Source organism: Streptomyces sp. NPDC048442, assembly GCF_040651475.1.
In the GTDB taxonomy this organism is placed as follows: domain Bacteria; phylum Actinomycetota; class Actinomycetes; order Streptomycetales; family Streptomycetaceae; genus Streptomyces.
In genome coordinates this window covers 74,798-87,858 of record NZ_JBEZKB010000001.1, presented here as the reverse complement: position 1 = coordinate 87,858, position 13,061 = coordinate 74,798, and the positions used below count along the sequence as shown (strand labels likewise).

13 protein-coding genes are annotated in these 13,061 nt (G+C 69.9%); 10 read left to right on the top strand and 3 right to left on the bottom strand.

From position 1 onward, the window contains the following. Positions 1-91: 91 nt before the first annotated feature. From AB0D18_RS00440 to AB0D18_RS00425, 4 genes are all read left to right on the top strand, one after another. Positions 92-667: a TerD family protein gene (locus AB0D18_RS00440; protein ID WP_185026139.1), complete on the top strand. Its 576-nt coding sequence runs from the start codon at positions 92-94 to the stop codon at positions 665-667. Positions 668-845: 178 nt separating this feature from the next. Then, positions 846-1,421, top strand: a complete 576-nt coding sequence (locus AB0D18_RS00435; protein WP_362410370.1) for a TerD family protein — start codon at positions 846-848, stop codon at positions 1,419-1,421. 48 nt (positions 1,422-1,469) lie between these two features. Then, positions 1,470-2,615: a DUF475 domain-containing protein gene (locus tag AB0D18_RS00430; protein WP_362410367.1), complete on the top strand. Its 1,146-nt coding sequence runs from the start codon at positions 1,470-1,472 to the stop codon at positions 2,613-2,615. A 117-nt stretch (positions 2,616-2,732) separates the two neighbouring features. Then, complete coding sequence (locus tag AB0D18_RS00425; RefSeq protein ID WP_362410364.1) at positions 2,733-3,488, top strand: Tellurium resistance; 756 nt, start codon at positions 2,733-2,735, stop codon at positions 3,486-3,488. A 64-nt stretch (positions 3,489-3,552) separates the two neighbouring features. Here AB0D18_RS00425 and AB0D18_RS00420 read toward each other — a convergent pair whose 3' ends face one another. After that, positions 3,553-4,434 (bottom strand): TerD family protein, encoded by an 882-nt coding sequence (locus tag AB0D18_RS00420; protein ID WP_362410362.1) that lies wholly within the window; start codon positions 4,432-4,434, stop codon positions 3,553-3,555. Positions 4,435-4,624: 190 nt separating this feature from the next. Between AB0D18_RS00420 and AB0D18_RS00415 the strand changes: the two genes are divergently transcribed. The 3 genes from AB0D18_RS00415 (at position 4,625) to AB0D18_RS00405 (ending at position 9,549) form a co-directional block, all read left to right on the top strand. Further along, positions 4,625-5,797 (top strand): HpcH/HpaI aldolase/citrate lyase family protein, encoded by a 1,173-nt coding sequence (locus tag AB0D18_RS00415; protein ID WP_362410360.1) that lies wholly within the window; start codon positions 4,625-4,627, stop codon positions 5,795-5,797. 363 nt (positions 5,798-6,160) lie between these two features. Beyond that, a complete protein-coding gene (locus AB0D18_RS00410; RefSeq protein ID WP_362412047.1) occupies positions 6,161-8,653 on the top strand; it encodes a phosphoribosyltransferase in 2,493 nt (830 codons plus the stop codon). An 86-nt stretch (positions 8,654-8,739) separates the two neighbouring features. Next, the gene (locus AB0D18_RS00405) at positions 8,740-9,549 is read left to right on the top strand and encodes an HAD family hydrolase (RefSeq protein WP_362412044.1); all 810 of its coding nucleotides are present in this window, start codon (positions 8,740-8,742) and stop codon (positions 9,547-9,549) included. Here the strand turns inward: AB0D18_RS00405 and AB0D18_RS00400 are convergent. Next, positions 9,464-10,144, bottom strand: coding sequence for a DedA family protein (locus AB0D18_RS00400; protein WP_362410358.1), 681 nt, complete (start codon positions 10,142-10,144; stop codon positions 9,464-9,466). The two genes, AB0D18_RS00405 and AB0D18_RS00400, sit on opposite strands and share 86 nt — an antisense overlap. A 131-nt stretch (positions 10,145-10,275) precedes the next feature. On the opposite strand from AB0D18_RS00400, the gene AB0D18_RS00395 reads away from it, so the two are divergent. The 3 genes from AB0D18_RS00395 to AB0D18_RS00385 are packed head-to-tail and all read left to right on the top strand — an operon-like array spanning position 10,276 to position 12,715. Continuing rightward, on the top strand, positions 10,276-11,418 hold the full coding sequence (locus AB0D18_RS00395; RefSeq protein WP_362410356.1) for a histidine kinase: 1,143 nt from the start codon (positions 10,276-10,278) through the stop codon (positions 11,416-11,418). Continuing rightward, positions 11,409-12,059 carry a response regulator transcription factor gene (locus AB0D18_RS00390; protein WP_362410353.1) on the top strand — a complete coding sequence of 217 codons (651 nt, stop codon included), beginning with the start codon at positions 11,409-11,411 and terminating at the stop codon, positions 12,057-12,059. The genes AB0D18_RS00395 and AB0D18_RS00390 overlap by 10 nt, the downstream gene beginning before the upstream one ends. Beyond that, entirely contained in the window at positions 12,056-12,715 is a 660-nt protein-coding gene (locus tag AB0D18_RS00385; protein WP_362410350.1) for a class I SAM-dependent methyltransferase, read from the top strand. The genes AB0D18_RS00390 and AB0D18_RS00385 overlap by 4 nt, the downstream gene beginning before the upstream one ends. 27 nt (positions 12,716-12,742) lie before the next feature. Here AB0D18_RS00385 and AB0D18_RS00380 read toward each other — a convergent pair whose 3' ends face one another. Beyond that, complete coding sequence (locus AB0D18_RS00380; protein ID WP_362410347.1) at positions 12,743-12,961, bottom strand: zinc ribbon domain-containing protein; 219 nt, start codon at positions 12,959-12,961, stop codon at positions 12,743-12,745. Positions 12,962-13,061 lie beyond the last annotated feature (100 nt).

Genomic DNA, 13,061 nt, shown 5'->3' with positions numbered 1-13,061 from the left:
AACCGGTCACTAGGATCAAACCGTTGATCCGATGCCAGCTGTACTACGGGGGCAGGGCTTCTCCTGAGCCCCTCGACATTTTGGAGGACTCGTGGGAGTCAGCCTCAGCAAGGGCGGAAACGTCTCGCTGTCCAAGGCCGCCCCGAACCTGACGGCGGTCATCGTCGGTCTGGGCTGGGACGCGCGTACCACCACCGGTGGCGACTTCGACCTCGACGCCAGCGCTCTGCTGACGAACGACGCGGGCAAGGTCGCCAACGACTCGAACTTCGTCTTCTTCAACAACCTCAAGAGCCCCGACGGCTCCGTCGAGCACACCGGTGACAACCTCACCGGTGAGGGCGAGGGCGACGACGAGGTCATCAAGGTGAACCTGGCCGGTGTCCCGGCCGACGTCGCCAAGATCGTCTTCCCGGTCTCGATCTACGAGGCCGAGTCCCGCCAGCAGAGCTTCGGCCAGGTCCGCAACGCGTACATCCGCGTCGTGAACCAGGCGGACGGCAACGAGCTCGCGCGCTACGACCTCAGCGAGGACGCCTCGACGGAGACCGCCATGGTCTTCGGCGAGCTCTACCGCAACGGTGCGGAGTGGAAGTTCCGTGCCATCGGCCAGGGTTACGCCTCGGGCCTGCGCGGCATCGCGCAGGACTTCGGCGTCAACGTCTGACCCGGGCACGCACCGCCTGAAGCCAGGCACGCGCCGTCCGACTCCGGGCACACACCGCCCCGGTCGGGCGCACACCGTCCGACTCCAGGCACGCACCGCATCCCGTCCGGCGCCGCACTCCCAGTGCGGCGCCGGACGCGCCTATACAACGCTTCACCGCGGGGAGGAAGAAAAGATCATGGGCGTCACGCTCGCCAAGGGAGGCAATGTCTCCCTCTCCAAGGCCGCTCCGAACCTCACCCAGGTGCTCGTCGGACTCGGCTGGGACGCACGTTCCACCACCGGGGCCGACTTCGACCTGGATGCCAGCGCACTGCTGTGCAAGGACGGCCGGGTGCTCGGCGACGAGTACTTCATCTTCTACAACAACCTCACCAGCCCCGAGGGTTCCGTGGAGCACACCGGTGACAACCTCACCGGTGAGGGCGAGGGCGACGACGAGTCGCTGCTCATCGACCTCTCCAAGGTCCCGATGACCGTCGACAAGATCGTCTTTCCGGTCTCGATCCATGACGCCGACAACCGCGGTCAGACGTTCGGCCAGGTCAGCAATGCCTTCATTCGCGTCGTCAACCAGGCGGACGGTCAGGAGCTGGCACGCTACGACCTCAGTGAGGACGCCTCCAGCGAGACGGCGATGATCTTTGGCGAGGTCTACCGGTACGGCGGAGAATGGAAGTTCCGTGCCGTTGGGCAGGGGTACGCGTCCGGACTGCGGGGCATCGCTCTAGACTTCGGGGTCAATGTTTCGTAAAGCCCCGCCCACGGCGGGGGAGAGTCGTACTCAACGATGGGGTAGCCAGTGGTTCTGAAAACCTTCGGCTGGTCGTTCGCGGTTACCGCGCTCGGTCTGGTCGCGGCGGTTCTCTACGGGGGGTGGACCGGCTTCGGAATCGTGGCGATCCTGTCCATCCTGGAGATCTCGCTGTCCTTCGACAACGCGGTGGTCAACGCCGGGATCCTGAAGAAGATGAATGCCTTCTGGCAGAAGATCTTCCTCACCGTCGGTGTGCTGATCGCCGTGTTCGGCATGCGCCTCGTCTTCCCCGTCGTCATCGTGGCCATCAGTGCCAAGCTCGGCCCCATCGAGGCCGTCAAGCTGGCGATGACCGACAAGGACATGTACAAGCAGCTGGTGACCGACGCTCACCCGTCGATCGCCGCCTTCGGTGGCATGTTCCTCATCATGATCTTCCTCGACTTCGTCTTCGAGGACCGCGACATCAAGTGGCTCGCCTGGCTGGAGCGTCCCCTCGCCAAGCTCGGCAAGGTCGACATGCTGTCGGTCTGCATCGCCCTGATCATCCTGCTGGTCACCGCGATGACGTTCGCCGTCAACGCCCACCAGCACGGCGGCGCGCATGTGAACAAGGCGGAGACCGTACTGATCTCGGGCATCGCGGGTCTGATCACGTATCTGATCGTGGGCGGACTCTCCGGCCACTTCGAGAACAAACTCGAAGAGGACGAGGAGCGCGAGCACGAGGCCGAGGAGGAGGCCAAGCGCACCGGCCGGAAGAACACCGGAATGCAGATGGCCGGCAAGGCCGCGTTCTTCATGTTCCTCTACCTGGAGGTCCTGGACGCGTCGTTCTCGTTCGACGGTGTCATCGGCGCCTTCGCCATCACCAACGACATCGTCCTGATGGCGCTGGGCCTGGGCATCGGCGCGATGTACGTGCGTTCGCTGACGGTCTACCTGGTCCGCCAGGGAACCCTGGACGACTACGTCTACCTGGAGCACGGCGCGCACTACGCGATCGGCGCCCTCGCCGTGATCCTGCTCGTCACCATCCAGTACGAGATCCACGAGGTCATCACCGGCATGGTCGGCGTCCTCCTGATCGCCGCTTCCTTCTGGTCCTCGGTCCGCCGCAACAAGCGGATCGCGACGGCGGAGGGCGCAGTGGATTCCAAGAAGCAGGACGGAGTCTCCTCCGGGGTGTGACCCGGAGGAGATTGAGGAACGCTCTCAACGGGGCGGCCACACGGCACACTTGCCGCAGTGGCCGCCCCGTTGGGCTGTGACCGGGCGGCGGGGAAGACAGTGGTGGGGGTGGGGGCAATGGCCTTGTGGGACAGGATCCGGGAGACTCTGGACGGCTGGCGGGGCAGTTCTGTGCAGTTCGACTCGGGAAGCGCCGCGACCAACTCCATCGAGCTGACCAAACGCCATCCGGTGGTCTCGCTCAGCAAGCAGGGCGCCGACACCGGCAGCCTGCGGGTGAACCTCTCCTGGCGGATGCGCACCTCCGACATCGGCGGCCGGCAGAAGCACAGCGGCGGCTTCCTGAGCCGCCCCTTCAAGTTCTTCCAGCCGGAGACCGTCCAGGCGCACACCCAGGGCGTCGTCAACGTCGACCTGGACCTCGGCTGCCTCTACGAGCTGGGCAACGGCGACAAGGGCGTCGTACAGCCCCTGGGGGGCTTCTTCGGCGACATGAACGGCCCGCCGTACGTCAAGCTCAGCGGCGACGACCGGTTCGGCGCCCCCTCGGGCGAGACGATATTCATCAACCTCGACCACCGCGAGGAGATCAAGCGGCTGCTGGTCTTCGTCTACATCTACGACCAGACCCCCGCCTTCGACCGCACCCACGCGGTGGTCACGCTCTACCCGAGCAACGGCCCGCGCATCGAGATCGCCCTCGACGAGCGCGCCCCGCAGGCCCGCTCCTGCGCCGTCTTCACCATCGAGAACACCAAGGAGGGCCTGACCGTGCGCCGCGAGGTGAAGTTCGTCTACGGATTCCAGGCCGAACTCGACCGGCTCTACGGCTGGGGGCTCCAGTGGGGCCGGGGCTACAAGACAAAGGCCTGAGCGGCCGCTGCGGGGCGCGTGCCGGGGCTTGTGTCGAGGTGTGTGCTGGGGCGTGTGTCGGGGGTCAGCCGCGGATGAACTGGGGGCCCTGCGGAGGCAGCCGGAAGTTCGGGTCGGGGGCGTGCGCCGCCGCCGCGGCCGGCTGCGGGTAGCCGTACGCCGGCTGGGTTGACGCCGACTGGGGGTAGCCGTAGGCGGGCTGGGCCTGCGGCTGCGGCGGGGCCGGGTGCGGATAGCCGTAAGCGGGCTGGGCCGGGGGCGCGGACGGAGGAGTGGCCGGGGACGCGGTCGGGGGCGTAGCAGGGGGCGCGGCCTGGGTGGCGGATTCCGGCGCTCCCGGCGGCCCCTGGGCGGGCGCTGCGCTCCCGGCGGCCTCGCTCTCGTCCACGGAGATGCCGAACTGGGTGGCCAGACCGATCAGACCGGACGGATAGCCCTGCCCCACCGCCCGGAACTTCCAGCCCTCGCCGCGCCGGTAGACCTCACCGCAAATGATCGCGGTCTCCTCGCCCGTGTCCGGCTTCACGTCGAACACGGCGAGCGGCTCGCCCCCGGCGACGGTCGCGTCGTACAGCAGGATCCGCAGGTCGCGCACGGCCTGGCAGGTGGCGCCCTCGGCGATCGCCTCGTCGTCGAGGGAGGCGGCGATCACGATCCGGTCGACGGACGCGTCGAGCGAGGAGAGGTCCGCCACGACGGTGTCGGTGAGGCCCTCGGGAACCCGCTTCATGGACAGCTTGCGCACCAGCCCCGAAGGGTGCCTGACCTGGTTGTAGAAGACGAAGTCCTCGTCGGAACGCACCAGCCCGTCCGGCCCCACCAGCAGCGCCGACGCGTCCACGTCGGGGATGCCGGGGCCGGGGGTCCACCGGAGCACGGCCCGTACGGCCGTGGCATCGAGGGGTACGTTCGCGCCCTTCAGCATCGCGTGCGTCATGCCGGTCATCCTGCCTCCCCGAGGGCACGGCGGACAACGTGGGGGTCATGTCCCGTACGGTCGGATGGAGGGCCGGTGCAGAGCCCCGGCCTGCGGGTTACCTGGAATTCACGCAGCAGGGGAACTTCAGACACCCGCCCCTACGTACTATTACCGGCCACATGTCCGACGTTCCATGCACCAGCTCGGGGGTACCCAGATGCGTCATTTCGGGCATATCTCTACCGAGATGCGAAGCGATCTGTTCCACCGCGAGCCGGTGGTCTTCGACGCGGACGCCCCGGCCGGGGTGCTCTCGGCCGCACTCGGCGCCACGCTCTACAGCCCGGCAACCCGGCCCCGGCTGGCCGACGACGTGCTCAAGCAGGTCGGGCGCGGAGTGGTCTCCATGGTGCTCTGCCTGGAGGATTCCATCGACGACGCCGAGGTCGAGGGCGCCGAGGAGAACCTGGTCCGCCAGCTCACCGACCTCGCCGGGCGGGGCCGGGACGTCCCGCTCCTGTTCGTCCGGGTGCGCGAGCCGGGCCAGATACCCGACCTGGTGCACCGGCTCGGCGACGCCGTGCGGCTGCTGTCCGGATTCGTACTGCCGAAGTTCACCGAGGAGCGCGGCGTCCCCTTTCTGGAGTCGCTGACGGCCGCCGAGGCGGCGAGCGGGCGACGGCTGTTCGCGATGCCCGTCCTGGAGTCGCCGGAGCTGCTGCACCTGGAGACCCGCGCCGAAACCCTGCGGGGCATCTCCCGCACCGTCGACAAGTACCGCGACCGGGTCCTCGCCCTGCGGCTCGGCGTCACCGACTTCTGCTCGGCGTACGGGCTGCGCCGGGCGCCCGACATGACCGCGTACGACGTCCAGATCGTCGCCGGGGTCATCGGGGACGTGGTGAACGTTCTGGGCCGGTCCGACGGCACCGGCTTCACCATCACGGGCCCGGTGTGGGAGTACTTCCGCGTCCAGGAGCGCATGTTCAAGCCGCAGCTGCGCCGGAGCCCCTTCCTGGAGGGCCGGGCGGAGGAGCTGCGCACCGCGCTCATCGAGCACGACATGGACGGGCTGCTGCGCGAGATCGGCCTCGACCGCGCCAACGGGCTGCTCGGCAAGACCTGCATCCACCCCTCGCACGTGCTGCCCGTACACGCACTGTCGGTGGTGAGTCACGAGGAGTACAGCGACGCCCGGGACATCCTGCGGCCGGAGCGCGGCGGCGGGGGAGTGCTGCGCTCGGCGTACACGAACAAGATGAACGAGGTGAAGCCGCACCGCGCCTGGGCCGAGCGCACACTGCAGCGCGCCGAGGTGTTCGGAGTGGCCCGCGAGGACATCGGCTTCGTGGAACTGCTGACGGCCGGCCTCGCAGGGCCCGTGGACTGAGTGGACTGAACTGTGACGAGGGCGACGGGTGCGGTGAATGCGGCGAGTGCGGCGAGTACGGCGAGTACGGCGAGTACGAGGCAAGGAAGAGAAGTGACGAACCACGTGGTCCGGCCCGGCAGTGACGATCCGGTGTGGTCCGGCAGCTGGGTCGCGGAGCGGCTGGGGGTGCGGCTTGTCGGTGGCGGCGCGGGGGCGTCCGTCGGCGGTGCGGGTTCGGCCGGGGGTGGCGCCGGCTCGGCCGGAGACGGTGTGGGCTCGGCCGGAGACGGTGCGGGTTCGGCCGGGGGTGGCGCCGGCTCGGCCGAGGGCGGTGTGGGCTCGGCCGGAGACGGTGCGGGTTCGGTCGGGGGTGGTACTGGGGTGGTTCGTGGTGAGTCGTTGAGTGATCTGCTTGGGCTTGCGCTGCGGCGCAACCCCAAGCGGGCCCACCTCCTCGTCTCGAACGTGCTCGGCAAGCACGTCCCGCAGAAACCCTCGCTGGTGTACGGCGCAGGCGTCGCCCTCGGACGGGAGGTCCGTGCGCTCCTCGGTGACCGGGATGCCGCGCTTGCGGTGGTGCTCGGCTACGCGGAGACCGCGACAGGGCTCGGGCACTCCGTCGCCGACGGCCTCGCCCTCGCCCCGTACCTCCACTCCACCCGGCGTCCTGTCGCCGGAGTCGCGACGGCGGGCGGCTTCGAGGAGGCCCACTCGCACGCCACCTCCCACCTGCTCCTCCCCGAGGATCCCGAACTCCTCGCGGGGGACGGCCCGTTGGTCCTCGTCGACGACGAGTTCTCCACCGGGAACACGGTCCTCAACACCATCCGTGACCTGCACGCCCGCCACCCGCGCGAGCGGTACGTCGTCGTCGCCCTGGTCGACATGCGCTCGCCCGAGGACCAGGGCCGGCTGGCGGAGTTCGCCGCTGAGATCGGTGCCCGTGTCGACCTGATCGCCCGCGCCAGGGGCACCGTGCACCTGCCGGACGGTGTGCTGGAGAAGGGGCAACTGCTCGTCGCGGAAGAGGAGTCGAAGCAGCGAACGCAGTCGCTGCCCGAGCCGCAGCGCGGTGCGGGCCAGGGTCAGGGCCAGGCCCAGGGCCAGGATCAGGCCCCGGGCTCGGACGCGGCATCGGCGCCGGTGCCGGTGCCGGAAGCCGTGCGGCTGGAACTCGGCTGGCCCCCGGAGATACCCGACGGCGGACGGCACGGGTTCACCCCCGCGCACCGGGTCTCGCTGGAGGCCGCGCTGCCGGACATGGCGGCCCGCATCGCCGACGGACTGGCCGGCCTCGGACACGGCCCCGGTGCCCGCGTACTCGTCCTCGGCTTCGAGGAGCTGATGTACGCGCCGCTGCGGCTCGGCCACGCCCTGGAGGAGTCCGGCGTCGACGTCCGCTACTCCACCACGACCCGCTCGCCCGTCCTCGCCGTCGACGACCCCGGCTACGCGATACGCACCCGGCTCGTCTTCCCCGCACACGACACCCCCGCCGACGGACCCGGCGAGCGCTACGCCTACAACGTCGCGGGCGCCGGATTCGACGCCGTCGTCGTCGTGGTCGACTCGGTCGCCGACACCCCCGAACTGCATGCCCCTGACGGCCTGTTGGCGTCCCTCGGAGCCCACACCGGCCGCGTCCTGCTGGCAGTGGTCCCCTCGTACACACCCCCGCCCCCCTCGTCGGCACAGGAGCAGTACATGCCCCAGCCCCTCCGTGGTCCCGCCTTCTCCTCGTACGCACCCGAGGACGTCGGCTGGCTCCTCCAGGACCTCTCCGACGTGACCCTGGAAGCGCCCACGGAGGAACGCGAGGAAGCGATCCAGGCGGGCGGCGCACACTACGCGGAGTCGCTGCCGGTCGAGTACCAGCCGACGCCCGAGTACCAGCGGCTGTTCCGCACGGCACTCGACGAGTCCGCGACACGGATCGCGCAGGCCGTCGGCACCGTCACCGAGACGGTCCTCGCCGAGCGGTCCCCGCGCCCGGTCCTGGTCTCGCTCGCCCGCGCCGGCACTCCCGTCGGCGTACTGATGCGGCGCTGGGCGCAGTACCGGCACGGCCTCGACCTGCCGCACTACGCGGTGTCCATCGTCCGGGGCCGCGGCATCGATGCCAACGCCCTGCGCTGGCTCGCCGCCCACCACGACCCGGCCGACGTCGTCTTCGTCGACGGCTGGACCGGCAAGGGCGCCATCACCCGCGAACTCGCCGACGCCATCGCCGAGTTCCACACGGCGGAAGGCATCGAGGACACCCTGCACGGCTTCGACTCGGAGATCGCCGTCCTCGCCGACCCGGGCTCCTGTGTCCGCACCTACGGCACCCGCGAGGACTTCCTCATCCCCTCCGCCTGCCTCAACTCCACGGTCTCCGGCCTGATTTCGCGCACGGTGCTGCGCGCCGACCTGGTCGGCCCCGACGACTTCCACGGCGGGAAGTTCTACCGCGAGCTCGCGGACACCGACGTCTCCACGCTCTTCCTCGACACGGTCGCCGCCCGCTTCGACGAGGTCGCCGACAAGGTGACGGAGGAGGTCAAGGCTCTCCAGGGCCAGGACCGGACCCCGACCTGGGAGGGCTGGGCCGCCGTCGAGCGGATCAGCGAGGAGTACGGCATCCACGACGTCAACCTGGTCAAGCCGGGCGTCGGCGAGACCACCCGGGTGCTGCTGCGCCGGGTCCCCTGGAAGATCCTCGCCCGCCGGGGTGCGGGCGCCGACCTCGGCCACGTGCGCCTGCTGGCCGAGCAGCGCGGCGTACCGGTCGAGGAGGTCGACGGACTCCCGTACACCTGTGTCGGTCTGATCCACCCGCGCTTCACCCGGGGCGCGACGGGCGCCGACGGCAAGGCGGTGGACACCAAGTGAGTACGTCACCGGACACCGCCCCCGTCCTGGTCGCCAGCGACCTCGACCGGACCCTCATCTACTCGTCCGCAGCACTCGGCCTGCGGATGCCCGACGCGCAGGCGCCGCGCCTGCTGTGTGTCGAGGTGTACGAGGGCAAGCCGCTCTCGTACGTTACCGAGACCGCGGCCGGGCTGCTGGAAGCGCTTGCTTCGGATGCCCCGCGCACGCTCTTCGTGCCTACCACGACCCGCACCCGCGAGCAGTACCACCGCATCCATCTCCCGGGCCCCGTACCGCAGTTCGCGATCTGCGCCAACGGTGGGCACCTCCTCGTCGACGGCGTGTCCGACCCCGACTGGCAGGACCGGGTCGCCCGCCGGCTCCGCGACGAGTGCGCCCCGCTCTCGGAGGTCCGTGCCCACCTGGCCGATGCCGCCGACCCCGCCTGGCTGCTGAAGGACCGGGTCGCCGAGGACCTCTTCGCCTACCTGGTCGTCGAGCGCACCCTGCTCCCGGACGGCTGGGTCAAGGAACTCGCCGAATGGGCCGGGCCGCTCGGCTGGACCGTCTCCCTCCAGGGCCGCAAGGTCTACGTGGTCCCCGCCCCGCTGACCAAGAGCGCCGCCGTCCGCGAGGTCGCCCGCCGCACCGGCGCCGCGCTCACCCTCGCCGCCGGGGACTCCCTCCTCGACGCGGACCTGCTGCAGGCCGCCGACCGGGGCTGGCGTCCCGGCCACGGCGAGCTCGCCGACGCGGGGTGGGACGCCCCGCACATCACCGCCCTTCCCGAGAGCGGCATCGCGGCCGGGGAGGAGATCCTCCGCCAGTTCATCCGCGCGTCCGCCGCGGGGCCGCATGCTGGGCCTGCTTTCCCTCACCCTTCTCCCTCCCCTTCCTCTTCCCCTTCTTCTTGAGCACCCGCACCCCCACGAAGGCCACGACCGCGAGACCCGCCACGGCCAGCACCACCTTCGAGTACACCGAGACATAAGCCGCCACCTCCTCCCAGTTGTCGCCCAGCAGATAACCGGCAAGCACGAACAGGGTGTTCCACACCGCGCTGCCGAGCGTGGTGAGCCCCAGGAACACGGGTATCGACATCCGCTCGATGCCCGCCGGCACGGATATGAGGCTGCGGAAGATCGGGATCATGCGCCCGAACAGCACTGCCTTCGCCCCGTGCTTGGTGAACCACGCCTCGGTCCGCTCGATGTCCGAGACCTTCACCAGCGGCAGTTTCGTGGCTATCGCCACCGTCCGGTCACGGCCGAGGAGCGCACCCGCCCCGTACAGGGCGAGTGCTCCGACCACCGAGCCCGCCGTCGTCCACAACAGAGCCGACCACAGGCTCATGTGGCCCGTGCCCGCCGCGAACCCGGCCAGCGGCAGGATCACTTCGCTCGGGAGCGGCGGAAAGAGGTTCTCCAGGGCGATGGCCAGGCCCGCGCCGGGTGCCCCCATGGTCTCCATGAGGCTGTTGATCCACTGAGGTGCGCTGCTTTCGATCATGCGTTCCACGCTACGGACCGGGGCCTGAAGGCACACTGAAGAAAACCCTCGGGCCAGTGACGGGACACCGCAGGAAAACACTGCGGTTTTCCGCAGTGTGCGGACGGCCCCGGCCGGGCTAACTTCTGATCATGAAAGCGTTGGTGCGACGCGGAGTGAGGATCGCGGCGGGGCTGGCACTGGGTGCCTGCACGGCGCTCGTCGAGCTGCTCCTCACCCTCGTCTCCGCAGTGGTTCTGCTGCCCGTCCTGGCCTGGCCGCGCGGGCGGTGCGCGGTGCTGCGTCCGGTGTTCGCCGTCGCGGTGCGGATGGCCACGGTGGAGCGCAGGCGCCTTGCGGTCCTGCTCGACATTCACGTCTCCCCGGCGTGCGACGGCGGTCGCGCCCTGCGCTACCTCGCAGTCCGCTGGCTGCCGGGGCTGCTGGGAGCGGTGGTCCTTGCGTACACGGTGGTGGGCGCCGGCTTCGGCACCTTCTTCGCGTACGGCTGGATCATCGAGGACATCGACAACCCGCTCACGGTCGCCTTCTCCAGTGCCGCCGGGCTCCTCCTCTTCTTCCTCTCCGCCCAGGGAGTCTTCGGGCTCGCCCTGCTCGAAAGGAAACTGGCCCAGCACTTCCTCGGCCCCAGTCCCTCCGACGTCCTGGAGAACCGCATCCTCGAACTGGCCGCCAGCCGCGCCGGGGTGGTGGAAGCGGTCCAGGACGAGCGCCGCCGCATCGAGCGCGACCTGCACGACGGCGTCCAGCAGCGGCTGGTCGCCCTCGGCATGCTGATCGGCCGCGCCCGCCGCAGCCAGGACCCCGCGCACGCCCGCCACCTGCTGCTGCAGGCGCACGAGGAGAGCCGGCGGGCCCTGACCGAACTGCGGGAGGTGGCCTGGCGGGTGCACCCGACCGTACTCGACGAGGCGGGCCTCCGCGCCGCGGTGGAGACCGTTGTCGAACGCTGCACGATGCCGGTCATGGTGCACTACGGGGACTTCAACACCGAACCTGCGCGCGCCCCTTCGGCCGTCGCGTACTTCGTGGTCGCCGAGTCCGTCACCAACGCCGTCAAACACTCCGGCGCGAGCCGCCTCTACCTCGAACTCGACTGGCGGGACGGCATTCTGAGCGTCAGTATCGAGGACGACGGCGTGGGCGGCGCCGATCCGGCCGGCGGCGGGCTGACCGGGCTGAGCCGCCGGGTCGCCGCACTCGACGGCAGTCTCCGGGTCGACAGTCCGCCCGGCGGGCCCACCACCATCACCGCGGAGATCCCATGCGCGTAATCCTGGCCGAGGATTCGACCCTGCTGCGGGAGGGGCTGGTGCGTCTGCTCGTGGAGGAGGGGCACGAGGTCCTCGCCGCCGTCGCCGACGCCGAGGCGCTGCTCGCCGCGGTGGAGAAGTCCCCGCCGGACGTGGTCGTCGCGGACGTCCGGATGCCTCCCACCCACACCGACGAGGGGCTGCGCGCCGTACTGGACATCCGCAGCAGGCGGCCCGAGGTCGGGGTGCTGGTCCTCTCCCAGTACGTAGAGAAGCGGTACGCCACCGAACTGCTCACGGACGACTCGGGAGGCGTCGGCTACCTCCTGAAGGACCGGGTGGTCCAAGTCGACGAATTCCTCGACGCGTTGGAGCGGGTCGGGGCCGGTCAGGCGGCCTTCGACCAGGAGGTCGTCCGGCAGTTGCTGCGGCGCTCCAACGGCACCGACCCGCTGTCCCGGCTGACGGACCGGGAGCGCGAGGTGCTCGCCGAAATGGCCCAGGGGCACACCAACCCCTCGGTGGCCAAGCGGCTGCACATCTCGCTGAGCGCCGTCGAGAAACACGCCAACGCGATCTTCGACAAGCTCGGACTCAATGGGAGCAGCGGTTACAGTCGCCGCGTTCTGGCCGTACTCAGATATTTGGGGAGCAGCGCATGAGCAAGGGCAACAGCACGAAGCTGACCGACGAGTTGTACGCCTACGTCCTCGACCACAATCCGCCGGTGGACGCGGTGCAGCGCAAGCTGATCGCGACGACGTGGGACCGCTTCCCGGATGCGGCGGGCATGCAGTCGGCCGAGGAGCAAGGGCCGTTGCTCGCCTTCCTGGTACGGCTGACCGGGGCCCGCCACGTCGTCGAGGTCGGCACCTTCACCGGGTTCTCCGCACTGTCGATGGCGCAGGCGCTGCCCGAGGGCGGCCGGCTGATCGCCTGCGACGTGTCGGAGGAGTGGACGGCGTATGGGCGTGAGGCTTGGGCCGAGGCAGGGGTCGCGGACCGGATCGAGCTGCGGATCGCACCCGCACTGGAAACGCTGCGGGCGATGCCGGCCGAGGAGCACATCGACCTCGCGTACCTGGACGCGGACAAGGGGAACTACATCGCGTACTGGGAGGAGTTGGTGCCGAGGATGCGGCGGGGCGGGGTCATCGTGACCGACAACGTGTTGTTCCACGGGGAGGTCGTGGACCCCGGGGCGACGGGGAGTGCGGCTGCGATCAAGGAGTTCAACGTGCATGTGGCGGGGGACGGGAGGATGGAGAGCGTGATGCTGGCGATTTCGGACGGCATCACGCTTTCTCGTAAGCGCTGAATGGGATGGGGATGGGGATGGGGCTTGTCAGCTGCAGCAGCCGCCGCCGCAGCAGCCTCCGCCTGAGCCTGCGGACTGCGCGGGGGCGGAGGATGCGGCCGTACCGCCGACGGCCACGGCGGAGAGTAGCTTGACCGTGTCTTCGTGGCCTGCCGGGCAGAGGGCGGGGGCGGAGGAGTCGGCCATGGGGCGGGAGAGTTCGAAGGTGGTGGCGCAGGGGCGGCAGCGGTATTCGTAGCGGGGCATGGAGACAGGGTAGTGCGGGGTGGGGCGGAGGGAGGGGCGGTCGCGAGCGTGTGCGGTCGTGAGGGGCGTGCTCCGCGTGGGGCCGGCCCCTTGCCCACCC